The sequence below is a fragment of the Psychrobacillus sp. FSL K6-4615 genome (assembly GCF_038008225.1).
Taxonomy (GTDB): Bacteria; Bacillota; Bacilli; order Bacillales_A; family Planococcaceae; genus Psychrobacillus; species Psychrobacillus psychrotolerans.
The window spans coordinates 3,297,249-3,321,668 of the sequence record NZ_JBBOYQ010000001.1 but is presented as its reverse complement, the minus strand read 5'-3'; the positions used below and the strand labels follow the sequence as shown (position 1 = coordinate 3,321,668).

General features: G+C 36.4%; 27 protein-coding genes. 19 read left to right on the top strand and 8 right to left on the bottom strand.

Going from position 1 to position 24,420, the window contains the following annotated elements:
- Positions 1-174 precede the first annotated feature (174 nt).
- Together MKX53_RS16620 and MKX53_RS16615 are read right to left on the bottom strand one after the other, a co-directional pair.
- Positions 175-819: a GntR family transcriptional regulator gene (locus MKX53_RS16620; protein WP_340770655.1), complete on the bottom strand. Its 645-nt coding sequence runs from the start codon at positions 817-819 to the stop codon at positions 175-177.
- Between the two features lie 87 nt (positions 820-906).
- The gene (locus tag MKX53_RS16615; RefSeq protein WP_093537472.1) at positions 907-1,533 is read right to left on the bottom strand and encodes a YfbR-like 5'-deoxynucleotidase; all 627 of its coding nucleotides are present in this window, start codon (positions 1,531-1,533) and stop codon (positions 907-909) included.
- Between the two features lie 263 nt (positions 1,534-1,796).
- Here MKX53_RS16615 and MKX53_RS16610 point away from each other — a divergent pair, with 263 nt between their 5' ends.
- The 3 genes from MKX53_RS16610 (at position 1,797) to MKX53_RS16600 (ending at position 3,887) form a co-directional block, all read left to right on the top strand.
- Positions 1,797-2,282: a TraR/DksA C4-type zinc finger protein gene (locus tag MKX53_RS16610; protein WP_340912686.1), complete on the top strand. Its 486-nt coding sequence runs from the start codon at positions 1,797-1,799 to the stop codon at positions 2,280-2,282.
- A gap of 161 nt (positions 2,283-2,443) precedes the next feature.
- A complete protein-coding gene (locus tag MKX53_RS16605) occupies positions 2,444-2,833 on the top strand; it encodes a thiol-disulfide oxidoreductase DCC family protein (RefSeq protein ID WP_340912684.1) in 390 nt (129 codons plus the stop codon).
- Positions 2,834-2,894: 61 nt separating this feature from the next.
- Positions 2,895-3,887: an NAD(P)/FAD-dependent oxidoreductase gene (locus MKX53_RS16600; protein WP_340763801.1), complete on the top strand. Its 993-nt coding sequence runs from the start codon at positions 2,895-2,897 to the stop codon at positions 3,885-3,887.
- A 174-nt stretch (positions 3,888-4,061) separates the two neighbouring features.
- Here the strand turns inward: MKX53_RS16600 and MKX53_RS16595 are convergent, their stop codons facing one another.
- Complete coding sequence (locus tag MKX53_RS16595) at positions 4,062-4,436, bottom strand: nucleotide excision repair endonuclease (RefSeq protein WP_093537476.1); 375 nt, start codon at positions 4,434-4,436, stop codon at positions 4,062-4,064.
- Positions 4,437-4,577: 141 nt separating this feature from the next.
- On the opposite strand from MKX53_RS16595, the gene MKX53_RS16590 reads away from it, so the two are divergent.
- The 7 genes from MKX53_RS16590 to MKX53_RS16560 all read left to right on the top strand — a co-directional run bounded on the left by MKX53_RS16590 (position 4,578) and on the right by MKX53_RS16560 (position 10,191).
- On the top strand, positions 4,578-5,078 hold the full coding sequence (locus MKX53_RS16590) for a DinB family protein (protein WP_340912683.1): 501 nt from the start codon (positions 4,578-4,580) through the stop codon (positions 5,076-5,078).
- A gap of 27 nt (positions 5,079-5,105) precedes the next feature.
- Positions 5,106-6,044: a dipeptidase gene (locus MKX53_RS16585; RefSeq protein ID WP_340912682.1), complete on the top strand. Its 939-nt coding sequence runs from the start codon at positions 5,106-5,108 to the stop codon at positions 6,042-6,044.
- Positions 6,045-6,198: 154 nt separating this feature from the next.
- The gene (locus MKX53_RS16580; RefSeq protein ID WP_340912681.1) at positions 6,199-6,672 is read left to right on the top strand and encodes a hypothetical protein; all 474 of its coding nucleotides are present in this window, start codon (positions 6,199-6,201) and stop codon (positions 6,670-6,672) included.
- Between the two features lie 13 nt (positions 6,673-6,685).
- On the top strand, positions 6,686-7,063 hold the full coding sequence (locus tag MKX53_RS16575) for a YobA family protein (RefSeq protein WP_093537480.1): 378 nt from the start codon (positions 6,686-6,688) through the stop codon (positions 7,061-7,063).
- Positions 7,064-7,182: 119 nt separating this feature from the next.
- A complete protein-coding gene (locus MKX53_RS16570) occupies positions 7,183-8,355 on the top strand; it encodes an MFS transporter (RefSeq protein WP_340912680.1) in 1,173 nt (390 codons plus the stop codon).
- 132 nt (positions 8,356-8,487) lie between these two features.
- Entirely contained in the window at positions 8,488-9,528 is a 1,041-nt protein-coding gene (locus tag MKX53_RS16565; RefSeq protein ID WP_340912678.1) for a beta-carotene 15,15'-monooxygenase, read from the top strand.
- A gap of 57 nt (positions 9,529-9,585) precedes the next feature.
- Positions 9,586-10,191: an alpha/beta hydrolase gene (locus MKX53_RS16560; protein WP_340912676.1), complete on the top strand. Its 606-nt coding sequence runs from the start codon at positions 9,586-9,588 to the stop codon at positions 10,189-10,191.
- A gap of 403 nt (positions 10,192-10,594) precedes the next feature.
- Here MKX53_RS16560 and MKX53_RS16555 read toward each other — a convergent pair whose 3' ends face one another.
- Positions 10,595-12,724 carry an MMPL family transporter gene (locus tag MKX53_RS16555; protein WP_340912674.1) on the bottom strand — a complete coding sequence of 710 codons (2,130 nt, stop codon included), beginning with the start codon at positions 12,722-12,724 and terminating at the stop codon, positions 10,595-10,597.
- 105 nt (positions 12,725-12,829) lie between these two features.
- Between MKX53_RS16555 and MKX53_RS16550 the strand changes: the two genes are divergently transcribed.
- Positions 12,830-13,462, top strand: coding sequence for a pentapeptide repeat-containing protein (locus MKX53_RS16550; protein ID WP_340912672.1), 633 nt, complete (start codon positions 12,830-12,832; stop codon positions 13,460-13,462).
- Positions 13,463-13,533: 71 nt separating this feature from the next.
- Here MKX53_RS16550 and MKX53_RS16545 read toward each other — a convergent pair whose 3' ends face one another.
- The gene (locus MKX53_RS16545; protein ID WP_340763784.1) at positions 13,534-14,532 is read right to left on the bottom strand and encodes an inorganic phosphate transporter; all 999 of its coding nucleotides are present in this window, start codon (positions 14,530-14,532) and stop codon (positions 13,534-13,536) included.
- Between the two features lie 12 nt (positions 14,533-14,544).
- Positions 14,545-15,165: a DUF47 domain-containing protein gene (locus MKX53_RS16540; protein WP_093537488.1), complete on the bottom strand. Its 621-nt coding sequence runs from the start codon at positions 15,163-15,165 to the stop codon at positions 14,545-14,547.
- Positions 15,166-15,453: 288 nt separating this feature from the next.
- On the opposite strand from MKX53_RS16540, the gene MKX53_RS16535 reads away from it, so the two are divergent.
- The 5 genes from MKX53_RS16535 to MKX53_RS16515 all read left to right on the top strand — a co-directional run bounded on the left by MKX53_RS16535 (position 15,454) and on the right by MKX53_RS16515 (position 20,669).
- Entirely contained in the window at positions 15,454-15,972 is a 519-nt protein-coding gene (locus MKX53_RS16535) for an NfeD family protein (RefSeq protein WP_093537489.1), read from the top strand.
- Positions 15,973-15,991: 19 nt separating this feature from the next.
- Positions 15,992-17,509 carry a flotillin family protein gene (locus MKX53_RS16530; protein WP_093537490.1) on the top strand — a complete coding sequence of 506 codons (1,518 nt, stop codon included), beginning with the start codon at positions 15,992-15,994 and terminating at the stop codon, positions 17,507-17,509.
- 126 nt (positions 17,510-17,635) lie between these two features.
- Positions 17,636-18,571 (top strand): HD-GYP domain-containing protein, encoded by a 936-nt coding sequence (locus tag MKX53_RS16525; protein WP_340912670.1) that lies wholly within the window; start codon positions 17,636-17,638, stop codon positions 18,569-18,571.
- A gap of 14 nt (positions 18,572-18,585) precedes the next feature.
- Positions 18,586-19,962 carry a class II fumarate hydratase gene (gene fumC / locus MKX53_RS16520; RefSeq protein WP_340912668.1) on the top strand — a complete coding sequence of 459 codons (1,377 nt, stop codon included), beginning with the start codon at positions 18,586-18,588 and terminating at the stop codon, positions 19,960-19,962.
- Between the two features lie 215 nt (positions 19,963-20,177).
- Positions 20,178-20,669: a PCYCGC motif-containing (lipo)protein gene (locus tag MKX53_RS16515; RefSeq protein WP_340912667.1), complete on the top strand. Its 492-nt coding sequence runs from the start codon at positions 20,178-20,180 to the stop codon at positions 20,667-20,669.
- A 110-nt stretch (positions 20,670-20,779) separates the two neighbouring features.
- Here the strand turns inward: MKX53_RS16515 and MKX53_RS16510 are convergent, their stop codons facing one another.
- Together MKX53_RS16510 and MKX53_RS16505 are read right to left on the bottom strand one after the other, a co-directional pair.
- Positions 20,780-21,649, bottom strand: a complete 870-nt coding sequence (locus MKX53_RS16510; protein ID WP_340912666.1) for a DUF3298 and DUF4163 domain-containing protein — start codon at positions 21,647-21,649, stop codon at positions 20,780-20,782.
- Positions 21,646-22,143, bottom strand: a complete 498-nt coding sequence (locus tag MKX53_RS16505; RefSeq protein WP_340912664.1) for a sigma-70 family RNA polymerase sigma factor — start codon at positions 22,141-22,143, stop codon at positions 21,646-21,648. The genes MKX53_RS16510 and MKX53_RS16505 overlap by 4 nt, the downstream gene beginning before the upstream one ends.
- Before the next feature lie 191 nt (positions 22,144-22,334).
- Here MKX53_RS16505 and MKX53_RS16500 point away from each other — a divergent pair, with 191 nt between their 5' ends.
- The 3 genes from MKX53_RS16500 to MKX53_RS16490 are packed head-to-tail and all read left to right on the top strand — an operon-like array spanning position 22,335 to position 24,365.
- Positions 22,335-22,712 carry a GntR family transcriptional regulator gene (locus MKX53_RS16500; RefSeq protein WP_340912662.1) on the top strand — a complete coding sequence of 126 codons (378 nt, stop codon included), beginning with the start codon at positions 22,335-22,337 and terminating at the stop codon, positions 22,710-22,712.
- A complete protein-coding gene (locus tag MKX53_RS16495) occupies positions 22,709-23,581 on the top strand; it encodes an ABC transporter ATP-binding protein (RefSeq protein WP_340912660.1) in 873 nt (290 codons plus the stop codon). The genes MKX53_RS16500 and MKX53_RS16495 overlap by 4 nt, the downstream gene beginning before the upstream one ends.
- A gap of 1 nt (position 23,582) precedes the next feature.
- A complete protein-coding gene (locus tag MKX53_RS16490) occupies positions 23,583-24,365 on the top strand; it encodes a hypothetical protein (protein WP_340912658.1) in 783 nt (260 codons plus the stop codon).
- Positions 24,366-24,420 lie beyond the last annotated feature (55 nt).

Sequence of the window (24,420 nt, the reverse complement as noted above, 5' to 3'; positions counted from 1 at the left end):
GTGGTTATTTGTGACAATTCACAAATAACCATTAGCCCTAAAAATTCACCAAAATTATATAGAAACTCCTTTGTTCTAAGCCTTTTGCAAACGTTAGGAATAGATTTGGACAAAAAGAAGTCGGTTGTCTTATTATAAAGTTCACCCGTAATCTATAAACTTACCTATCTCTTTTTAAAATTCTTCAATAGTATAAATCCAATTTGCGCGCATCACTTCTGCGAGTTCCTGCGTATTTTTGTCGCGGAATGCAGAAATTAGTTTTTCATGTTGGATAACGGAGTATTCTCGCAAAACAATTTTTTCATAATAAAATAATCTGCGAACATGTGCTTGAAGCATTTCTACCATGGAATGTATGTATGGATTATTAGCTGTATCAACTATGAGCTGATGAAACTCTTCATCTACTCTTAGAGCAGTAGTAAATTCTTTCTCTTGGAGAGCATCGGAAAATTGTCTATTTTTTTCTTCTAGTAGACTGAGAACTTCTTCATCCATATGGGGAGTTGCAAGCTCCGCCGCAAGTGCTTGTAATACTGCCAATGGAGGCAATAGATTATTAATATCTTCTTTTTCAACGGGTGTGACTTGAGTTGCTCTTCCTGGTTGCATGGTAACAAAACCTTGAGACTCTAAAAGTTGTAAGGATTCTCGAATAGGCGTTCTACTAACTCCCAAAGCTTGTGCAAGTTCAATATCATTAAGCTTTTCATCTGGTTGTAATGTTCCGTCGATAATCCATTGTTGTAACTGGTTAAAAGCGTGTAACTTAGCAGTTGTACGAACAGGTTTAGTGTGATTAACAGGAATAGGCATGAAAAGATTCCCCCCCTTCAATTGTCTTAATAGTTCCAAAATAGTATACAACAAATTATACAATATATCGCATAAAAATGGAAAAAATTATTCTACAAGTAATTGTACAGTAATAGATTTTACATCAATGACTGATTTTTCCTTCATAATATCCTGCATAATTACCTCTTTAAAATAACTGATACTAGTTTCTAACGGGATATGGAGAATTTTTCTTAAGGCAGTTTCGTACATGTTCACAAATTCAATATCCGTGTTTCCTCGTTGTAATTCAGCAAAAGCTTCATATACTTGATCTAATTTGTCGGCTAATTCAAGTAAACGACCCTCAATAGTTTCGTCTTTTCCTTCTTTCATGCGGTCAAAAAATATGGGTTGAAATTCTTTTGGAATCTCATCCATTATGAACTTCTCCATCATTTTTTCTTCTACATGCGATAACATTTGTTTAAGTTCGGGAGATGCGTGCTTCACAGGTGTTTTAATATCTCCGATGAAAATTTCAGCAAAATCATGATTAATCGTCTTTTCATAAAGGGATTTCCAATTAATCGTTGCACCATTATTTTCTTCTAGTGTCGCAAAAAACATAGCGTATTGTGAAACTTTCCATGAATGCGCAGCTACATTATGCTCTTCAAATTTAAAACGTCCAGGACATCGTATAATTCTTTCTAAATCATTCATGCTCATAAAAAATTTATGTATACCCATTAACAATCACTCCCTTAATATTAATCATACTGGAAAAACAAAAAATACCATACTAAAACACTCTGAATTGAAGGGGAAAAATTACTTAGCATTAGATTCCTGAATCCAACTATTTGATTATATAGACGAAAAGCTGTTTTCTAAACGTCCAACCGAGAATTTAATAGTTGTTAAATGTTGTTTTCGGATTAAATAGAAACAGGTAAGTTGTTTTATTTCACTGATTTTTGGGTAATCCTTAAATAACCCAAGGAGGAATTTAAATGACAAAATACGATAAATTAAAAAATACATTGGAAAAACGTTTTAAAGAATTAGAACATCAAAAGCAAAATGAAGAAGAATTCGAGACTACTGAGTTATCCAATTATGATAACCATCCAGCGGATAATGCGACAGATTTAACTGATCAGCATACTCGACTGGCATTAAATAGACACTTCGATGAAGAAATGGTAGATATTGAAAAGGCCTTCGCAGCTATCGAGGAAGGTACTTACGGGAAATGTACAGAGTGTGGTGAAGAAATCCCACTTGCTCGTTTAGAAGCTGTTCCTACAGCTCTGACATGTGTAGAGCATGCTCATCAACAGGTCAATGAAGATATTCGACCAGTAGAAGAATCACTCTTAAATTCCACTACGGATCAACCGGTAGAAGATGAAGACGATAGACTTCGTGATTATTCTAACAGCTTTGAGATACTAGAAGAAGTTGGTTCTTCTGATACACCACAAGACAAGCAATGAATAGAGGTGTCCTATAAGTTCCTTCTGGACTTTAGGGCATCTTTTTTTGTCTAGAGAGGAAAAGGTATAGCGTGAAACTTTACTTAATATGTGTAATTTAGAAACCGATTAAGCGCTTTTCAGAGGTCATTATAGTACACTAGGGGAAAGGAGGGAATCCTATGGCAGCTATCGTTTTGTTTGATGGAGAATGCAATTTTTGTGATGCGAGTGTCCAGTTTATTATTAAACGAGATCCGAAGGGCTATTTTCAATTTGCAGCTCAGCAAAGTGATATTGGGGAAACGCTTAAACATCAATATAAAGTACCTAATAGTATGGATAGTATATTAGTTATTGACCAACATAAGGTGTATTATTCTTCAGATGCTGCACTTCATATTAGCAAACATTTAAATGGACTTTGGAGCTATTTATATATGCTAAAGGTAACTCCTAAACCTCTTCGTGATGTAGCATATAAATTTATAGCCAAAAATCGTTATGCGTGGTTTGGGAAAAAAGATAGCTGTATGATTCCACCTCCCGAGATAAGAAATCGTTTTTTATAGTAATTAATGCTTTATGGTATGCAACAAATAATATATATAAATAGGTATGAGGTGAAATGACATGGATGGCGAATTATACGATGTAACGATTATTGGTGGAGGTCCCACAGGTCTGTTTGCTTCCTTCTATGGTGGGTTACGTGACTTAAAAGTAAAGATTATTGATAGTCTCCCACAACTAGGTGGACAATTGATGGAGCTCTATCCTGATAAATATATATATGATATTGGTGGTCTTCCGAAAATTTTAGCAAAAGATTTAGTGGCTAATTTAGAAGAGCAGGCGGCCTATAGTAATCCAACGATTTGCTTAGAGGAAACAGCAATAGCACTAGAAAAATTACCGGATTATTTTGCGCTAACTACGGATAAGAATGTGCATTATTCTAAGACGATTTTATTAACTTCAGGAATTGGCTCTTTCCAACCACGTAAGTTAAATGTTCCAGGTGCTGCTGATTATGAAGGCAAAAACCTTCATTATAAAGTGAGAAGCTTGGAGGAATTTAGAGATTCTGATGTTCTTGTATTAGGTGGAGGAGATTCTGCACTCGACTGGTCATTAATGTTGGAAGAGGTTGCTTCGAGTGTGACTATTTGTCATCGTAAAGAGCAATTTACTGCTCACGAGATGACCATTCAACAACTCCAAAACTCTACGGTCAAGATAAAAACACCTTATGGCATAAAAGAAGTAATAGGTGATGGGGAAAAGGTTAATGAAGTCGTGATTGTTGGCAAAGACAAAATCGAAGAAACAATCTCCGTAGACCATGTTCTAGTGAATTACGGAAATGTTGCATCCCTCGGCCCCTTAAAAGAATGGGGTTTAGAGATGGAAAAAAATTCAGTAGTAGTCAATGGAAAAATGGAAACTAGTGTAGAAGGTATATACGCAGCTGGCGATGTATCCACACATGATGGGAAAGTAAAGCTGATTGCTGTAGGATTTGGTGAGGTTCCAATTGCTATCAGCCATATTAAAGCTTTCATTGATCCAAAAGCACGCGTACAGCCAAAGCACAGCACAAGTATCTTTGAAGAAGTAAAGTAGAAAAGCGCAAGCGCCGATGTATTGGAAGTCAGTCTAGGTTCGCGACATCGTGTCGCAACGACTGACTGACCCTCATCCTGTGGGCCCCTGAAGCGACTCGAGGGGCTAGGTGCTGGAGCTAGACAAATAAAAAAATCCCATGTTCTCTTCGATAGAAGAACATGGGATTTCATCTTATTTAAAAAACGCTTTATCGATATTGTATTTCGCTTTTTGAGTATTGATTGCATATGTTTCGTAAATTTCGCGATCCATTGCCTCTTCTACGATACAAACACTAATTTTGTACACTTCATCACGATGTTTAATCATTGGCGAGACATTATCTTCGAAATGTTTTTTAATACGCTGTCTAATTTTACGAGCCTTACCTACGAATAAAAGTTCATTATTCTTATTGTAGAAAAAGAAAATGCCACCTTTATCACGAGGGATTTGATGAAAGTCGATAAATCCGTGAATTGCTGGAATTTCTAGTTCGCCCTCTTTTAGTACTTGTTCACGTTGTGTGATTGTTACAGTTGGTTTTGGTAATTCAATTTTAATCATTCGCTCACGTCCTCTTATTGTCTATCCTTAAGTATATCAGAACTGCACTGCAATATCTATTCGAAAGGTATTTTACCTACAGCAGGATAATTTTAAACTAATGACGAAATAAATTACATCATATAATTTGGAGGAATGGTCATGATTAGAAATCTAGAAGACTTTGTAATGGATTGGCAGCATGAAAGTGATTCTACCCTGAAAATTTTGGGAGCACTGACAGATGAGTCGTTACAACAAAGAGTAAATGAAGACGGTCGGACACTTGGGAAAATTGCATGGCATCTCGTTACAAGTATCGATGAAATGATCGGCAGAACAGGATTACAGTTTTCGGCAACTCCACATGAAACTCCTCAACCTTCCACGGTGAAGGAAATGTCGGATGCCTACAGAAAGTCTAGAGATTCTATCGTAATGCCGATGAAGGAACAATGGACGGATGAGAGCTTGTTAGTAGAAAAAGATATGTACGGGGAGCAATGGACCATTGCGACCGTATTGCAAACTTTGATCCAACATCAAATTCATCACCGTGGGCAGATGACGATATTAATGCGACAAGCGGGATTAACGGTGCCGGGAATGTACGGACCATCGAAAGACGAATGGTTAGCATTTGGTGAAGAAGCACCGGAATGATAGAAGTTCGAGATTTAGGAGGATGAAATGAAAGTTTATGATTTACATTGTGATGTGCTGTATAAATTAGCGAAAGAAGAGGGTTCTATGTCATTTGTTGACTCCCCCAAACTACAAGCTAGTAAAAAAAATTTAGAAGCTGGGGAAATAGCTCTTCAAGTTTTTGCTGTATTTGTCTCTGAAGGCTTTCCTAAGGAACAACTATTCCTGGAGGCAATTCGTCAAATTGAATTTTTCCACACGGAAATTGTAGGAAAGCATGACAACATCATTCCAATATATGAGTGGGAACAGCTTAAAACATTAAAGGATGGACAGATTGGGGTCGTGTTATCTCTAGAAGGATTAGATATGATAGGTGGGGACCTATATAAGCTAAAACTACTCTTGTCTCATGGAGTGAAGTTAGTAGGTCTTACTTGGAACGGAGCAAACAAAGTAGCAGATGGTTCTTTCGAAGAATCGGGTACAGGATTAACACCATTTGGAGAAGAGGTCCTGTCTTTGTTGAACGAGCAAAAAGTAATTGTGGATGTCTCCCATTTGAGCGAACAATCTTTTTGGGATGTTCTTCCTAAAGCAAAATGGTTGATGGCAAGTCATTCTAATAGCAGGACTCTATGTGATTCAGCCAGAAATTTAAACGACAAACAGATAAATGCACTTATTGCCAGAAATAGTCCAATCCATGTGGTGTATTACCCACCTTTTATAAATGGTGCAGAAAAGTCAGTAGTAGGGTTAGAGGACTTAGTAAAACATATTGAACATATTGTTTCACTAGGTGGTAAGCAATTGATAGGATTAGGTTCTGATTTTGACGGGATCAGTGAAGTTATTTTAGGATTAGAGGATGCATCCAAAACACAAAATTTAGTTATGAAGTTATTAGAAACCTATACAACAGAGGAAGTCGTAGGAATCACATCACAGAATTTCGAACGATTTGTGATGGGCATTAGTTAGGAGGTATAAATTTGGGGAGTTTACCCGATTGGTTTTTTGCAGTAGTGATTGGAGTTGTTATTTGTTTCGTTATTTTAGCAGAATGGTGGACGCGAAGAGGGTAAAGAGTGTGCTATACTAGGTAAATGAAAAAACGTATAGAAAGAGGAATCGCATGTTAACATTTGAAGCAAAAGAATTAATTATCCAAGAATTTTCGGAGCTAGTTCGTAAAGAAGTATCGATGAAACGAGTAAATTATCATTACGAAAAGAGCTTATATGAAAAAACAACAGTTGTTTATCATCTCCATCCGAATGGAAATGGCTTTGTTTATGTAGGAGATCTTCCTCAATATGAAGAAGCTGATGACAAAGGATTGTTGAATATTCGTGAAGCTTCTGCTGATGAACTTAGAGCAATTATTAAAGATTCGATTGCTTATCTTTCAACAGAGGAAGAAGAGCTGCAAGATGAAGAAATAGAAGAAGTGTGGAAAAACAAAGAAGATTCTACACTAACATTATTACAAGAAGATACACTATGGAATATCTATCATGGATATAACTTAGAAGAAAGCTTTGGTTCTTACAGCGAAGCAAAAACTTATCTATTAGCAGAAGGCTTCCGCCTAGACAGCAAAAGATAAGGAGGTTCCTACTATGAGAGGGAAATATACGGTAGGAATATTAATAGCCATTCTATTAACAGCGATTGGTGCTAGCTTTTATTTTATCATGCAATTTTTTGAAGATAATCCAAATCAACCTCAGCAACCGACAAGTTTTACAGAGGGAATTATTATCGATATGCAAGATACTTCTGTTTTAGTAATTAGTGGTTTATCAGTTGACGATGCAAAAATTATGTCGGTAGAAGAGGCATTAGAAGCTGGTAAAGATGCTATATGGTTTTCTTTGGCGATGGATCAGCGTAGTCGACTAAAGTTACATGATGAAGTGAGGGTTGGATATACTACTCTCAACGAATCATATCCTGCTAAAGGGACTGCAAGAACGATTGAAAAGTTAAATGAGTAAATAAAAAAAGGCTATCTTCCACCAGTTTTTCTTGGTGTAAGGTAGCTTTGTTGTTTATGAGAATAAATCATGTTAATCTATTCCTTATGTATTAGTGTGATGGAAGAAAGAGGGATAGGATGACGAAAGAACAACGAAAGAAATTATTTATATTAATGATTAATATGTTTATAGCTATTGCAAGTTTTGGAATTGTTATTCCTATTTTGCCAGCCTATTTAAAATCTATCGATCAAGGTGGGATAGCAGCTGGTCTAATGATTTCTATATTTGCTGGAGCGCAACTTATTATGTCTCCGATTGCAGGTAAATGGGCTGATAAGTACGGAAGAAGAATTATGATTATAGCAGGTTTAAGCGGACTTGCATTGTCGATGTTTGTGTTTTATTTCTCGGATTCTATCGGAGTTTTATATGTTTCGCGTGCAATTGGTGGAGTTGGAGCTGCGTTATTGGTGCCTGCTATTTTTGCATATGTAGCGGATATCACCACTATGGAACAACGTGCTAAAGGAAATAGTTTAATATCTGCGGCCATGTCCTTAGGTATAGTAGTGGGACCTGGGATTGGTGGGTTTTTAGCGGAATTCGGCTTAAAAATGCCGCTTTTAATTTCTGCGCTAGTTGGAGTTGTTGCGGTAATCTTTTCTACCTTAGTACTGAAAGAAAGTAAACCAGCGGATGTAGTAACACCAGATGGTAAATCTGAAACTATGGTAAAAGAGATTGCTCAATCATTTAAAAAGCCATACTTCATCCCACTTGTTATTACATTAGTGATGAGCTTTGGACTACTTGCTTATGAATCGGTGCTAGGACTGTTTGTTGATGATCAGTTTGCTGCCTCACCACAGGATATTGCGTGGATGATCACAGCCACTGGAATAGTAAGTGTAATAATTCAAGTATTCGTGGTGGATAAAGTTGTTAGACGTTTTGGTGAAGCAAATGTGTTAAGAATTTTTCTAGGCGTAGCAGCATTTGGCTTCCTTCTGTCTATTCTAATTTCTAGCTATGCATTTTTCTTTGTCATTACGATGATTATTTTCTTGTCCACTTCGATTCTGCGTCCTGTGCTGACAACCTTAATCTCTAAATTAGCTGGAAATGAGCAAGGATTTGCGATGGGTATGAACAATGCGTATATGAGTATAGGGAATGTTCTGGGACCATTGCTTGCCGGGGCATTATATGATGTGAATATTATTTATCCGTTCGTGCTAGGACTTATTGTACTAGTAATTACAACGATTGGTTCTATTATTTGGAAGGGTCCAAAGAAAATAGTTTAAAAGAAGCTGCTCCTGAAATGAGGGAGCAGCTTTTTTGTCATTAAAATGTGCTATTATTTAGAATATTGCTATAGATTTCCAGGTGAAAAGAAATATATAATTTAAGAAAGGATATATAAGGGAGGGGATTTTATGGTTTATCGTAAAAACAAATACGCAAACATGGCCGTTGCTTTACTTTTCCTAGTTCTTTCCAGCAATTTTCTTATTTATCAGTCCACAGTTCTAGACTTTTTCTCTATACAACTAAATACTGGAGCTGTAGTAGGATCACTAATTGATTTAGCCATTATCGTGCCACTTTTAATGTTTGTAGCTTTTAAATTATCTATCAAGCAAACAATTGGAATAATGGTAGCAGGATTAGTTATAGCAAGATTACTCATACCCAACGAATTGTTCACTCCGTTTACTGGAATACTATATGCTGGTATCACAATTGAGATACTCTTAATAGTCGCAGAAATTACCTTAATCTTTTTAGTCATTTGGAAAATACCCAAGATTCGATTGCAGATGAAACAAATGAATGAGAAAGCATTGTACAGTTTACTTCCTGCAGTTGAAAAAGTAGTGACTAAAAATATATTAATTCGGGTTCTCATGTCGGAGCTTTTAATGCTATATTATGCGTTTTTTACGTGGAAGAAGAAAGCCCCTCAACACGAAGGTGTTGTAACAATGCATAAAAAAACCAGTGCAGTAGCCTTCCACTTGATGTTGATCCATGGAATTGTAATCGAGACAATAGGGCTCCATTGGTGGTTACATGATAAATCTATCGTTCTTTCAATAATATTATTAACCTTAAATATATACTCAGTACTTTTTTTTATGGCAGAAATTCAAATTATGAAATTACACCCGTTGGAAGTGAAAAATGGGAATCTATATATCTCTAAAGGGCTTAGCACTAGAATTATTGTCCCACTTAACTTGATACATGAAGTTCAGTGGGGAGCAAAAGTTCCAAATAAGCATACAGTACAGTTTGTTTATAAAGATTTTGAGACTGTTGAGCCAGATGCCATTATTCACCTGAGCAATCCTATTGAGACAACTATGTTCATGGGTATGAAGAAAAGCATTTCGGAATTTGCTATTAGGATTGATGAACCAGAGCAACTAAAATTAATTCTCTCGAATAGAGACGATCCTAATAGTTTGACCTAGAAATAAGCATCCGTTATAATTATCTCAAATTCAAGATAATTGAGAGGGAGTTATAATATGAACCATATATTTTATAAAGGGGAAGATTCCTCTAGACCGACACTTTTACTTTTACACGGGACAGGTGGAAATGAGCATGATTTAGTAGGTTTAGGTAAAGAAATAGATGCAGCTGCAAGTATTTTAAGTGTCCGTGGAAATGTATTGGAGAATGGCATGCCTCGATTTTTTAAACGCTTAGCAGAGGGGGTCTTTGATCTAGAGGATCTTCAGCTTAGAACGGAAGAGTTAAAACGTTTCATCGATGATGCAGCTGTAAAATATGAAATAGATCGAGATAATATAGTAGCTATTGGTTATTCGAATGGCGCTAATATTGCAGCTAATCTTTTATTTGAATTTGAAAATGTATTAAAAGGTGCTATTCTTCACCATCCAATGGTTCCTAGGCGTGGTGTAGAAATCCCAAAGATGCAAGAAACACCAGTATTCATCGGTGCTGGTAAGAATGATCATATGTGTCCAGCCACAGAGTCAGAGGATCTACGGGACTTATTGCGAGGAGTAGGAGCAGAGGTAGAATTATACTGGCATGCCTATGGTCATCAATTAACACAAGATGAAGTGCAAGCGGCGAAACAATGGTACCAGTCGAAATTCTAATAAATAAAGCCATGCAGAAAGTATTGTTCTGTTTGGCTTTTTTATTGGTTAAAAGAGAAGATGTATTGATAATAAAAGATGACAGTTACCCGTAATCAGCTCTAGTCAGGGGTTTATAATTTAAATATAATAAATGTTATTAAATGAATAAAATGGAAATGGAGAAATATTCTTGTCACACATTCTAATCGTCATATTGGCGGGTACAATGGCAAACGAACATTTGGTAGAGTTATAGTATACTTAACTCTTCAAAAGGACAAGTGCACATCAGCAAAAGCCTAGTTCATAATGAACTAGGCTTTTATTAGATGGGTATAACCTTTTTTCTTTAACAGAGCCTTTTTTAAAAAAACAAGCACCGTATTTTTACGGTGCTTGTGACACAAGTGAACTGCTACTATTAATGAAGCTTTTTGGCTTTATAAGGTCCTTTTCTAAAAGGTAGCCACCAATTCCATTTGCCAAATAGTTTCATAAGACTTGGTACAAGTAATAGCCTGATGATGGAAGCATCAATCGCTACGGCAATTGCGATGCCGACACCAATTTGTTTAACGGGCATTACCTCAGTAAATGCAAAAGCCCCTGTAATAACAATCATGATTAAGGCAGCGGATGTAATAATCTTACTTGTTGAGGTCAAACCGTCAACGGTTGCCAAAGTATTATTTTGATGCTTCATGTATTCTTCCTGAATGCGGGAGATTAAGAAAACTTCATAGTCCATACTTAAACCAAATACGAGACTAAATACAATAACAGGAATAATTAATGCAATTGTAGTTTCCTCGATTCCAAAGTGGCCGTACTGGAATATATAGACGAGAATTCCAAAAGTCGATGCAAGACCAATAATATTCATAATGATTGCTTTCAATGGAATTAAAATGGAACGGAATGCAATCATCAAGATGATAAAAGTAGAGCCTAAAATAATCGCTAATAACCATCCTACTTTATCAAATATCTCATCGAAAATTTCTTGGTTGAATTTAGGTTGGCCCCCTAGCTTAAAGTCGACACCTAAATCTTTTTCAGACCACTCTCGTGCCCAATCTTGTGCTTCATTGGAAGATCCATTTAAGTTTAAGGTTACTGGTACTAGTAATTTGTTGTCTTGAACAAAAGTATCAAGTAATGGTGTGAGCTGTGCTTCCACCTCTGGAACCATTAGACTCTGTTCCCACTGCTCTACAGTTGGGATCTCACTTGCTGTGAAGATAGTGTCAACCGTCGTGACATTATTATCTTCAAGTAGTCTCTCTTCAATTTTTTTAATGTCTTCTAAGCCAGCAGTACTATCCCAGCCATCTGTTCTCTCAGCAATCATATAGACAGTCGATTGATCACCTAGACCAAACTCTTGGTCCATTAGTTCATATGCTTGTCTAGAATCATAAGTTTTTGGAAGTGAATCGACCTGTGGAATTGTCAATTCCATATTCTTCACAGGAATTATTCCGATACCTAACAAAATTAGTGCGACAAGTATTAATGTCACGGGACGCTTCATGACAAATGAAGCGAAGTTACGCCATTTAGTTGTAGCACCTGGTTTAACACGAATAATTGTCCATTTGTTTATACGTTCTTTTAATAGCATCAATATAGAAGGAAGCAAAGTAATAGACGAAAGTACTGCAATCGTTACGACAAGCATTCCACCAAGTGCAATGTTTTGGAATATCTCTACTTGCATAACGAGCATAGCTCCCAAACCAATAAATACACAAATTGCTGAGAAGATGATGGATCTACCAGCAGTTTGGATAGCGGTTTGTACAGCGTCGATTGTGGAATTCTTGGCAAGTTCCTCTTTGTAGCGATTGATGAGTAGTAGAGCAAAATCAATACTTAATGCCAATCCGAGCATTGGAATAATGTTCATAACAAAAATGGATAAATCCATCGTCTCACTAAATAAGGTCATCACACCGAAAGCGGATACCACTGTGACAATTCCTATAGCAAGTGGGATAAATGCTGCAACGACACTACCAAACGCAAGAAGTAATACAATAATTGCTATTGGTAATCCAATTGCCTCTGCACTCGCTAAGTCTTTCTGACTAGCACTATTAATATCTTTGTTAATAGCCGCACCACCGGTTAACGTAACGCCTTCCTCTCCGTCAATTGCTTCTCTGATGTCATCGACTGCACCTGTCATATCGGCATCTGAGTCGAAGTGAAGCATGGCATAGGCTACGTGATCTTTATATAAAGAGTTATCCTCTAAAGGAGATTGAATAGATTCTGCAATCTCAAGTTTTTCTATCTCCTGTAACGTTTCTTTGATGGTATCATCGGATGTTTGGTCAAAAACCACGAATAGGGACTCAGCAGGAAAATCAAATTTTTTCGTTAATTCTTCCATTACCTCTGCGTGTTCCCCATCGGTACTAAATCCATCACCTTCCAATAGTCCAGGCAAACGAATAGCTAATACAGCTAAAGCGGCAAATAATAATAACCAAATACCTAGTATTACCTTATAGTGACGAGTCACTATTTTAGACAAGCCTTTCATGTAATTCCTCCTCCATTAAAACCTAGTTACATTGTAAAGCAAACAAAGACTAAAATACTAATATAATGGTAGAATATGAAGAGCAATTCCACAGGAGGGATTTCATTGAAGATAGCAGTACCAAAAATATCAAAATCACTACAAGAGCTAGATGTGCGACAAGCACTGTTGGAAGATTATTATGTATCAGATGGATTGGTCACTAAGCTAGAGTTAGACGAGGAGCAAGAAGATAAAATCGTTTTCGATCAAATACATTTTCGGGATATCTCTATGGAAGGTGTACGATTTCAACAAGTAGAGTTTATTGATTGTATTATTGAAAAGTGTGACTTATCCAATGTGGATTTTGGGAATGCTGTATTCCATCGTGTAGAATTTCTTAGTTCGAAGTTAGTAGGAGCTAACATATCACAAAGCAGGATGACGGATGTAAAGGTGGTAGACACGGTTGCCAACTATGTAAGTTTGAGTTTTTCCAAATTGAAAAAAGTCTCCTTCACTAAAACGTCATTCAATCGTGCAGATTTTATAGAGACGATGTTTGATAAAGTAAATTTTGAAGGCTGTGAATTAAATGAAGCGAATTTCAATGGCACAGCTCTAAACGGTGTAGACTTAAGCTCGAATACATACGAACAACTAACCGTATCATTGGATAAAATGCAAGGTTGTACTGTCTCCACAGAACAAGCAATCGGCTTTGCCAAATCATTAGGTTTACAAATTAAAGAATAAGTTGTTTTAGGAGAGTTCTAATGAACAAAAAATGATCCCTTGTCCAAAAAGACAAAGGATCATTTTTTATATTAAAAGAATAAATTTAATGCTAGGAAAATAATGCCTGCCATTACAGCGGAAATTGGTAAAGTGATAATCCATGTTAAAACAATTTTTTTCGCAACTCCCCATTTTACACCTTTCACACGTTGAGCAGATCCAACTCCCATAATAGCAGAGGATATAACATGTGTAGTTGAAACTGGTAAATGAATAGTGGTAGCTCCGAAAATAATCATTGCAGAAGACAAGTCAGCTGCCGCTCCGTTAATAGGACGTATTTTCATGATTTTACCACCAACAGTTTTAATGATTTTATAACCACCAATAGAAGTACCAAGTCCCATTGCAGTAGCTGCAGCAACTCGAACCCATAATTGAATATCGTCATTTGTTTGCCATTCTGCAGCGATTAAAGCCATCGTAATAATCCCCATTGCTTTTTGCGCATCATTTGTACCATGCGTAAAGGATTGAAGGGCAGCAGTCCCAATTTGGAATATACGGAACTTCTTGTTTGTCCCATATAAACTCCCGTTTTTAAATATTACTTTAAATAATGACATCATTAAGAATCCGACAGCTAGGGCTAGAAATGGTGAAATAAGTAATGCTTGAATGATTTTTATGAAACCTTCCCAGTTTAATATTGCAAAACCAGAAGATGCCACTGCAGCACCGGCAATAGAGCCGATCAACGTATGTGACGAACTGGAAGGAATTCCGTAATACCAAGTAACTAGGTTCCAGATAATTGCAGAGAGTAATGCAGCTAAAATGATTAGCGAGCCATTTTGCAGAGCAAAAGGATCTACAATATCTTTTGTTATTGTTTTCGCAACTCCCGTAAAGGTTAAAGCACCTACGAAGTTCATAGCAGCTGCCATTAATACTGCCACTCTAGGTTTCAATGCTCTTGTGGAAACGGATGTGGCAATGGCGTTTGCAGTATCATGAAACCCATTGATGAAATCGAATGCAAGAGCAAAGACTACTACTAGAATGGTTAATATAAATACTGTTTCCATAAAGGTTTACTCCTACGCGTTTCGCATGATAATTGTTTCCAACGTATTTGCAACGTTTTGGCAATAATCAGCGATTTCTTCTAATTGTTCATATATATCTTTAAATTGAATAATGCGAATTGGATCTTTTTCATTTAAGAATAACTGTTTAATCGATGAACGAAGTACATCATCACATTTTCTCTCGTAATCTTTGATAAGGATGGAATGCTCATGCATCTTCAAAAGTTTTTTACTCGCTAGAAGCTCCATTGCTTTCACAATTTCATCTGTACTTTTCACGATATACCCTAAAAATGTACGCATAGATTCATCAATTTCGATTAATGAAAACATTTCTAAATGAGCGGTAAAATTATCAATACCATCTAAAATGTCATCCATACGTATCGCAAGTTCAAGAATATCTTCACGCTCAATTGGAGTCATAAAGGATTTATTTAACATAACGATCAATTCGTGTATTAATGTGTCTCCAGCAGTTTCGTAATTTTTTAAATGTACGCTGATTTCTTTTAAATCTGCAACCGTATTAATGCGGAAGTCATCTGCATAGTGAGCACTATCACGTACGTTTTCGGCAATTTTTAATAGAGACACGAAAAATGGATCGGGTTTTTTTGAACTAATCATAAAAGCCTCCTGGACTTAATTAATATATTTACTTTTTCCTCAAATAGCATAACAAAAAAATTACTAAATCAACACATTTTTTACTCTAGATTATACAAATTTACAATCCTGTAACATTAGTTCGACAAATTAGAACTAATATACGTATTTTTTGTTGAAAATGGAGGGTTTTTAACAGAATTTAAAGAATAAGCGAAAAATTTTACGCAACATTAAGTTCTCGCAAAAAGTAGAATATATGAAACCTTCTGATTTTAGTTCCGTATATAGTACAAAGAGATTTATATAATGGAAGAGGTGATTGAAATAGAACAATTCTTTTTATATGGCCTAATTGGTATTGGACTAATTACAATTTTGTATGTGTTATTTGCAGATGCAATTGATGGAATGGACAATGGAATATTAAATCCAACAACGGTTCTTTCCTTCCTATTATTTATTTGTGCATCTGGTTTTATCTTATTGAAGCTAACAGAATGGGACGAAAAAATTGTCATTGTAGTAGCTCTTATTATTTCTAGTGTATTAACATTTTTACTTTACTTTTTCATACTAGTTCCGCTCGCTTCTGCAGAAGTATCGACAGCATATACGGATGAGTCACTTCAAGGACAGGTTGGAAGAGTTATTGTCCCGATACCAATAGACGGGTTTGGTGAAATAGTAATTGAAACAGTCAATGGGATCATTTCTAAAAGAGCGACAGGTTATGACAATGAGGAAATAGATTATGACAAAAAGGTGTTAATTATTGATGTAGACAAAGGTACCTTTTTAGTAAAAGAATATGTACCACTAGTATAAATAATAGGGGGAATTAGAAATGCAAATGGAAATGTTTATTGTTATAGGAATAGTAGTTTTTGTGATTATTGCCATTTTAGCAGTTTTTGTTACTAAGTATCGTACAGTTGGTCCTGATGAGGCACTAATTGTAACGGGAAGTTATTTGGGTTCTGGAAATGTACACACAGATGAATCTGGCAACCGCATTAAGATTATTCGTGGTGGTGGTGCATTTATCTTCCCAGTGTTTCAACAAGCAAAACCACTTAGTCTACTATCTAGTAAATTAGAAGTTACTACACCTGAAGTATATACGGAACAAGGTGTTCCAGTAATGGCAGATGGAACGGCAATTATTAAAATTGGTGGTTCTATTTCGGAAATTGCCACTGCAGCCGAACAGTTTTTAGGTAAGTCGAAAGAAGATCGTGAAAACGAAGCCAAGGAAGTATTAGAAGGTCATCTTCGTTCTATATTAGGTTCCATGACTGTAGAAGAAATTTATAAAAATCGAGATAAGTTCTCACAGGAAGTGCAAAGGGTAGCTTCTCAAGATTTAGCGAAAATGGGATTGGTCATTGTATCATTTACTATCAAAGATGTACGTGACAAAAACGGATACTTGGATTCCTTAGGGAAACCAAGAATTGCGCAAGTAAAGCGTGATGCAGACATTGCTACTGCAGAAGCTGAAAAAGAAACTCGTATCAAACGGGCAGAGGCTTCCAAAGATGCGCAAAGATCTGAAATAGAAAGAGCTACGGAAATTGCTGAATCCGAAAAAGATAATCAGTTAAAGGTTGCGGAATATCGTCGCGAATCGGATATTGCCAAAGCCCGTGCAGACCAAGCATATGAATTAGAAACGGCGCGTTCTAAGCAGGATGTTATTGAGCAAGAAATGCAAATTCAAATTATTGAGCGTCAAAAACAAATAGAACTAGAAGAAAAAGAGATTCTAAGAAGAGAGAAGCAATATGATTCTGAGGTGAAGAAAAAAGCCGATGCAGATCGCTATGCTATTGAACAAAATGCAGAAGCTTCTAAGTCTCGTGAAATGGCAGAGGCTGATGCGGAGAAGTATAGAATAGAAGCTAAAGCAAAGGCTGATGCGGAGAAGGTACGCTTAGATGGTCAAGCAAAAGCAGATTCTCAGCGGGCACAGGGTGAATCAGAGGCAGATGTTATTCGATTGAAAGGTCTTGCCGAAGCAGAAGCTAAACGTAAGATAGCAGAAGCTTTTGAAATGTACGGTCAAGCAGCTGTTCTCGATATGATTGTTCATATGCTTCCTGAGTACGCTAAACAAATTGCAAGTCCTCTTGCTAATATCGATAAAATAACGGTTGTGGACACTGGTAGCGGAGAAGGTGGAGGAGCTAACAAAGTCACCTCTTATGCAACGAACTTGATGTCTACTCTTCAAGAAACTCTAAAAGCATCTTCTGGAATTGATGTAAAAGAAATGCTTGAAAGTTATGCGGGTAAAGGGAATATACGTCCAAGTATTGACCGTTTAACGGAAGAAATAATAAATGTAAATGAAACTCCATAACGTTTTAATGAAAAAAACCTATGAAAATGTTCATAGGTTCTTTTTATTGTATTTCTTTTAAGTTAATTGAATTGTATAATAAAAGCAGATAAAGCAGAATGTTGTCATAGGTATGGGGGATGAAATATGTTAACCGTTGAACAAATACAGGATATACGTATAAAAGCATACCTACCGAGAGTATTTACCGATCAATCGGTTACAACCTATCTTGGAAGTGCAGAAGATATTTCTTACTCTCTATATACATTGTTTCCTAACACAACAACTTGGGTTTATAATAACTCAAATAATTCCGCTGATTTTGTAGAGCGATATACGATTTTAACTGGTGTTTTAGACATAGATTGCGATGGACAAAAGTCTATATTGCATCAAGGCGATGTCATTGATGTCAATAAGTGTACTGGAGTCGTCACCTGTAATGCAGAATCACATGTCGAGATTTTATTTGAAATGACTTCTTCGATATTTGAAAAAAGCTTTTCTGAGCGTGAAATTATCCAAAGAGATGCTAAACGTATTCAAGAAGTAGACGGATATACATATCATCATTGCTCGCGAATTCGTGATTATTCTATCGAACTCTGGAAAAAAATGAGACCAGGTAGCCAAGGCGTTGCTATTATATCGATGGGTTCGTACTTTCATGATATAGGTAAGTTGGCAATTCCTTTAGAAATACTAAACAAAACGGGTAAGTTAACTGACGAAGAATGGAAAGTCATTAAAATGCATACAACTCTAGGGGCAGAAATGATGCGTAATCATGAAATTGAACGTATACGAAAAGCCGCTTTTATTGTAGAAGAACATCATGAAAGGTATGATGGAAAAGGATATCCATATGGCTTAATAGGAGATGAAATTTCTATAGAGGCTTCGATTGTTTCTGTAGTAGATGCATTTGATGCAATGACTACGAATCGAATATACCGCAAGGCGATGACCATTGAGGAAGCAATCCAAGAGATGAAAGAAGGAAAAGGCACTCAATTTCACCCAGAGGTAGTGGATGAATTTTTAGCAATGTTGGAAGAAAAACAAAATAAATGGATTTAAAAGGAGCGAGGTTAATGTCTTATCGTATTGAGCATGACTCTATGGGAGAAATAAAAGTTCCAGAAGATAGTCTTTGGGGAGCCCAAACTCAAAGATCCAAACAAAATTTTAAAATTGGTACAGAAAAGATGCCAATTGGCGTAATTCATGGATTGGCCCTTTTAAAAAAATCTGCAGCGGTTGTAAGTCATTCGTTAGGCAACCTGTCGGAAGCGAAAAAAGATGCTATCGCAGAAGCAGCAGATGAAATATTAGCTGGTAAACTAGATGCGCATTTTCCTTTAGTTGTATGGCAAACAGGTAGCGGTACTCAATCTAATATGAATGTTAATGAAGTGATCGCTTACAGAGGGAATCAGTTATTAGAGGAAAAGAGAAGCGAAGAGCGTCTTCATCCGAACGATGATGTAAATAAATCACAAAGCTCCAATGATACTTTTCCAACGGCGCTTCATATTGCTGGAGTACTTGCAATAGAAAACCAACTACTCCCAGCAATTGATGTCTTGAAGGAGACATTAGGAAAAAAATCCGAGCAATTTATGGATATTATAAAAATCGGTCGTACACATCTACAGGATGCGACTCCTCTATCAGTAGGACAAGAGTTTAGTGGCTGGCATCGGATGCTAGAGAAATCAGCAAAAATGATTACACAAAGCGTAGAAGATATGAAGGAACTTGCAATTGGTGGAACAGCCGTTGGAACAGGTTTAAATGCTCCCAAAGGCTTTGGTGACCAAGTGGCAGCAGAAATTTCTAAAGCACTAGGAATCGAATTTACCTCTGCTAAAAACAAATTTCATTCGTTAACAAGTTATGATGATGTTGTTTATGTCCATGGTGCTGTAAAAGCATTAGCTGCAGACTTGATGAAAATTGCAAATGATGTACGTTTACTTGCAAGTGGACCGCGTTCAGGTATTGGAGAAATTTCTATTCCAGAAAACGAACCAGGAAGTTCCATTATGCCAGGTAAAGTAAATCCAACTCAAAGTGAAGCGATGACAATGGTTGTTGCACAAGTAATGGGGAATGACACAACGATCAGCTTTGCAGCAAGCCAAGGAAATTACCAATTAAATGTCTTTAAACCAGTAATCATTTACAATTTCCTACAATCAGTTGGATTATTAAGTGATGCTATTCTTAGCTTTAATAATAATTGTGCAGTGGGAATTGAACCTAACTTAGATACGATTAAGCACCATGTAAATAACTCATTAATGCTCGTAACAGCATTAAACCCATATATCGGGTATGAGAATGCCGCTAAAATAGCTAAACATGCACATAAAAACGGTACAACATTAAAAGAGGTAGCAATCGAGCTAGAACTTCTGACTGCTGACAAATTTGATGAAATCGTAAAACCGGAAAATATGATTTAATATTAAAGAAAAGCGAAAGCGCCTATGTAAGCCCTGAAAAGCGCTGGAAGAAATGCAATAAAGGCGGTTTTTTCCTAGGGGAAGTCAATCTAAGTTCGCGACGTCGTGTCGCAATGACTGACTGACCCGCATCGTGCGGCCCCGCAAGTCTGAAGTGCTCGAGGGCTAGGTACTGGAGCTAGACAGATAATATGTAAAAAGGATTGTTTATGATTATGAAAAAAGTATTACTTATGTTACTAAGCAGTATATTATTGCTTTCCGCATGTGGACAGGAAAATAAGCAAGAAAATCATGAAGAGCACGACAATCATGTTGGTCACCTAGAAAATGGGGATTTACAAGAAACAACTGCTTCATCAGATATATTGCCTGCATTTTTAGATAATCAGTCCGAGGACATGAAGCTCGTTTACCAAGCAGCTGCAAAAGCGAATGATGTACTAAAATGGATGCCTTGTTATTGTGGTTGTGGGGATAGCGCAGGACACAAAAGTAATTTCAACTGCTTCGTCCATGAGATAAAGGAAAATGGAGAGGTCGTTTGGGATGATCATGGAACTCGTTGCGCAGCCTGTTTAGAAACAGCTATCGCATCAATCCAAATGATACAAGAGGGTAAATCACTAGTAGAAATTCGTAATACAATTGATGAAACGTATAAAGAAGGCTATGCAAAACCAACCGAAACACCGATGCCCTCATAACTAAAAAATAAACTGCTCCTTCTCACATTTCGTGAGGAGGAGCAGTTTTTAAATACCATCATTTTAGTAACTGGTGAATAAATATGATTATCACGCGAATATCCCTGAAATCATCGAATATAATAATCGCTGATTAGCTCTTCTTTTATAATACCGCTTGGTATTTCAAAAGTAATAACTCCCATAGAACCTGGTGCCACCTCATACTTATCGAAGGAAATAGTCAGTTTGTGATCAGCTGTAATAGAGAACGTTTGATCTGGACGAATGGTTTCAAAACCAATTTCTTCTTCACTCGCAATCCAATACATAATTGTTTCATCTGCTTCCATCTCTTTAGCCATTTCATCCTTGATATAGTTGGAGATTGCATCTATATATCCATTGTCTTTAAATAGGCTAGGTAATGTGATGAGGATTTCATTTTTCTTGTCGATTGTATCGATTCTCATAGTAGTGGATGAAGAACCTACTATATTTGCCTCGTAGCGGCTGATAGAGAGAATCTCATCTGTATCCGTTACTACTTCATACGTAGAAACTACACCAAGATTACCCCCGCCAACTTCCTTCAGTGCTTCCATCTCTTTTTGAAAGCCTTCATAAAGTACTTTGTTTTCTGCTATATATTTTTCATTTAGACTATTTTCTAATTCTTTATTAGTTAATCCAGTAATATTTGGTACTTTTAAATCCGCGTTATATGTGTCCTCTTCTATAATTATTTCCTGTACCGAAACGACTTGAATGATGGATCCAAGTATAGGCACTGTGGAAAGGGATTGAGCGAGAGCAGGACTCATATTAACACTAGCTACAAATATTGCTGCAGCTGCAGCAATGCCAATTCCAAGCTTTTTGAAAGAAGGCTTCTTTTGTTCCATTTTTACCGTTTGAATAGATTTACTTACTAATTGCTCTAACTCTGATGGAATTTCAATATCGTTATACTGTTTTTTAGATTCATTTAACTTGCTCATGCTTTCACCTTCTCTTCCATAGTGGAACGTAATTTCCTAAGAGCTGCATACAATCTAGTTTTAATTGTGTTGGAATTTACATCCAGTGTTATTGCAATATCTTCTATTTTCATATCCTCAAAAAAACGAAGGATAATCAGTGTCTTCTGTTTTGGTGCTAAATGGTCAATTGCCTCGTACAGATCGATGTCCGGTATTTCCATTTCGTTGGAAGGTAGGTGAAAGTCTAAAACTTCATCCTCGACGACAACCATTCGTTTGCTTTTGTTAATAAAATCTATGGAAGTATTTATTAATATTCGGTAAAACCACGTTTTTAAATATTGGATTTGCTCAAGTGTATCAATCGACTTTAATGCTTTCATAATGCTCTCCTGGATAATGTCCAAGGCAGATTCCTTATTTTTTACATAGCTATAGGCAAGTCGGTAATGGGCGTTTTGATTTTCAACTATATAATTTTCCACTAGCTGAAACTTTTCTGATTTTGTCATGACAGGGGTATGCTCCTTTTTCTTGCTGTAACGTTCGAACGTATTAATTATTAGACTGGGTTAGCTGAAAAAAAGTTTGCCTTTTATTAATATTAACGGCAAATCTTCTGCTTGACGAAAAATATCCCACCTGATATGGTTATACACATAAGTATATAACTATATAAGTAATAAGGAGAGAGGTTATTGTAGTGAGCACACTTTTCGACCATGACAAACCGATCTATTTGCAAATCCGAGAAAAAATTGAAGACCAAATTGTAAACGATCAATTAAAAGAAGGTGAGCAGGCCCCTTCTACGAATCAATTAGTTAGCTTTTACAAGATAAATCACGCAACCGTATCAAAAGGGGTCAACCAGTTAGTAGAAGAAGGAATATTATTTAAAAAGCGAGGGATAGGGATGTTCGTAGCAGAAGGAGCTAAAGGAGTGCTCGTGCAAAAACGGAAAGAAGCATTTGTGGATGATTATATAGTAGGTCTAGTGAGGGAAGCTGACAAGTTAGGTATAACAGAAAAGGAAATCATTCATCTAATAAGCAAAGTGAAAAGGAGTGATCTTCAATGAATTTTAATGTATCAGTAAACAATTTGAGCTTAACCTATGGTTCCTATCGCGCATTAAAAGACGTTTCTTTCATCCTAAATGAACCTAAAATTTACGGATTATTAGGAAGAAATGGTGCAGGAAAAACATCTCTACTTTCTATCTTGGCATCATTCAGAGAACAAACCGGCGGAACTATTGCAATAGGTGGCGAAGCTCCATTTGAGAATGCAGAAATTATGAAGCATGTATCTTTCATTTTCAATAAAGACTATAAAGATGAATCAGATAATGTAAAAGAATCACTCGAGTATGTTGGGAGATACCGTTCTCAATTTGATGCAGAATACGCTGACTACTTAGTAGAGAAGTTTAAACTTCCATTAAAGAAACCAATAAAAGAATTCTCGAAGGGTATGCAGTCCGCTCTAAACGTAACGATAGGTTTAGCAAGTAGATCCCCGATTACGATATTCGATGAGGCATACTTGGGAATGGATGCTCCAACTAGAGATATATTTTACCGTGAGTTGCTAGAAGACCAATCGAACCATCCGCGCATCATTATACTCTCTACACATCTAGTTTCTGAAATGGATTATTTGTTTGATGAAGTAATAATATTGCATAAAGGAAGTATTGTGTTACAAGAGGATTTTGAGTCCCTTGTTACAAAGGGCTCTTCCATTACAGGCGCAGCGGAGGTTGTAGACGAGTTTGTACGCCCGATGAAACAGTTAAATAGTCAACAATTGGGTAATACAAAATCTGTAATGGTATATGGTGAACTAAGTGAGCATGACAGAAAAGTAGCTCGGCAAAGGGGACTGGAGATTGGTCCAATTTCACTTCAAGATCTGTTTATCCATTTGACAGAAGGGGATGATTAAATTGAAAAAAGCAAGCATTTTTCCGAAAGTAGCAACAGATTTGTTTTGGGTTCAATTATTTTGGGCATTTGGATTTTTAGGAATAATGTTCGTTATTCATCTAATAAAAATAGTAATGGCTATAAATAGCAACAATGACATAGAAATCTACTTTGTCTCTACATTTGTAGCTGCAAATATATTTATGCTAGTGGTCGGCATTATCTCATCGTATGGATTTTTACCTCACTATGTCAGTAATGGAGTAACGAGAAAAGATTACTTTAAGGGAGCAGCACTTGCTTCTGTTGGACTTTCTATTGCACTTCCAGTGATTACGAGTATAGTGGCAGTAATTGAATTATTCATCTTAAAAATGTTTAATATGTCATCAATTTTTACGACTACTTTTGGTGAAAGAGTCAACATGGAAGATGATGGGGTAATCGTTGAGGTTATTCAATCCATTATTATAGCTCCTTATGTCGATACACAAAGTAACTGGTTGTTAGCAATATTCATCGTTATTTTAAACCTCTTAACGTTTTATCTGCTAGGTTGGTTAATAGGAAGTGCCTTTTACGGTTTTGGTGTGGTGATTGGTCTAGTGTCTATCGGTATTTCCATTGTCTTAGTCTTTATAGAAAATGCATTATTAAGTATAGGATTAGGGCTAACAGTACCAGAAAGGCTTTCCTCGTATGACTTTGGTTTACCAATATCCATAATAGGTGTGGTGGCAATTATAATTATAGTTCTATGGGTTATTCGCCAGCTTACAAAGAAAGTTGCTATTAAATTGTAATAAAGGGATAAGAGTGTACGAAGTGAAAACTTTGTGCACTTTTTTGTTTTTGACA

Excerpts from the sequence above, each read along its gene's own strand:
- MKX53_RS16565 (WP_340912678.1), top strand. The coding sequence starts at position 8,488 with ATGGTTTATCGTAAAAACAAATACGCAAACATGGCCGTTGCTTTACTT.
- MKX53_RS16570 (WP_340912680.1), top strand. The coding sequence starts at position 7,183 with ATGACGAAAGAACAACGAAAGAAATTATTTATATTAATGATTAATATG.
- MKX53_RS16510 (WP_340912666.1), bottom strand. The coding sequence starts at position 21,649 with ATGAGCAAGTTAAATGAATCTAAAAAACAGTATAACGATATTGAAATT.
- MKX53_RS16535 (WP_093537489.1), top strand. The coding sequence starts at position 15,454 with ATGGAAGAGGTGATTGAAATAGAACAATTCTTTTTATATGGCCTAATT.
- MKX53_RS16605 (WP_340912684.1), top strand. The coding sequence starts at position 2,444 with ATGGCAGCTATCGTTTTGTTTGATGGAGAATGCAATTTTTGTGATGCG.
- MKX53_RS16575 (WP_093537480.1), top strand. The coding sequence starts at position 6,686 with ATGAGAGGGAAATATACGGTAGGAATATTAATAGCCATTCTATTAACA.
- MKX53_RS16505 (WP_340912664.1), bottom strand. The coding sequence starts at position 22,143 with ATGACAAAATCAGAAAAGTTTCAGCTAGTGGAAAATTATATAGTTGAA.
- MKX53_RS16525 (WP_340912670.1), top strand. The coding sequence starts at position 17,636 with ATGTTAACCGTTGAACAAATACAGGATATACGTATAAAAGCATACCTA.
- MKX53_RS16540 (WP_093537488.1), bottom strand. The coding sequence starts at position 15,165 with ATGATTAGTTCAAAAAAACCCGATCCATTTTTCGTGTCTCTATTAAAA.
- MKX53_RS16580 (WP_340912681.1), top strand. The coding sequence starts at position 6,199 with ATGTTAACATTTGAAGCAAAAGAATTAATTATCCAAGAATTTTCGGAG.
- MKX53_RS16515 (WP_340912667.1), top strand. The coding sequence starts at position 20,178 with ATGAAAAAAGTATTACTTATGTTACTAAGCAGTATATTATTGCTTTCC.
- MKX53_RS16590 (WP_340912683.1), top strand. The coding sequence starts at position 4,578 with ATGATTAGAAATCTAGAAGACTTTGTAATGGATTGGCAGCATGAAAGT.
- MKX53_RS16615 (WP_093537472.1), bottom strand. The coding sequence starts at position 1,533 with ATGGGTATACATAAATTTTTTATGAGCATGAATGATTTAGAAAGAATT.
- MKX53_RS16495 (WP_340912660.1), top strand. The coding sequence starts at position 22,709 with ATGAATTTTAATGTATCAGTAAACAATTTGAGCTTAACCTATGGTTCC.
- MKX53_RS16555 (WP_340912674.1), bottom strand. The coding sequence starts at position 12,724 with ATGAAAGGCTTGTCTAAAATAGTGACTCGTCACTATAAGGTAATACTA.
- MKX53_RS16595 (WP_093537476.1), bottom strand. The coding sequence starts at position 4,436 with ATGATTAAAATTGAATTACCAAAACCAACTGTAACAATCACACAACGT.
- MKX53_RS16530 (WP_093537490.1), top strand. The coding sequence starts at position 15,992 with ATGCAAATGGAAATGTTTATTGTTATAGGAATAGTAGTTTTTGTGATT.
- MKX53_RS16620 (WP_340770655.1), bottom strand. The coding sequence starts at position 819 with ATGCCTATTCCTGTTAATCACACTAAACCTGTTCGTACAACTGCTAAG.
- MKX53_RS16610 (WP_340912686.1), top strand. The coding sequence starts at position 1,797 with ATGACAAAATACGATAAATTAAAAAATACATTGGAAAAACGTTTTAAA.
- MKX53_RS16585 (WP_340912682.1), top strand. The coding sequence starts at position 5,106 with ATGAAAGTTTATGATTTACATTGTGATGTGCTGTATAAATTAGCGAAA.
- MKX53_RS16600 (WP_340763801.1), top strand. The coding sequence starts at position 2,895 with ATGGATGGCGAATTATACGATGTAACGATTATTGGTGGAGGTCCCACA.
- MKX53_RS16545 (WP_340763784.1), bottom strand. The coding sequence starts at position 14,532 with ATGGAAACAGTATTTATATTAACCATTCTAGTAGTAGTCTTTGCTCTT.
- MKX53_RS16560 (WP_340912676.1), top strand. The coding sequence starts at position 9,586 with ATGAACCATATATTTTATAAAGGGGAAGATTCCTCTAGACCGACACTT.
- fumC (WP_340912668.1), top strand. The coding sequence starts at position 18,586 with ATGTCTTATCGTATTGAGCATGACTCTATGGGAGAAATAAAAGTTCCA.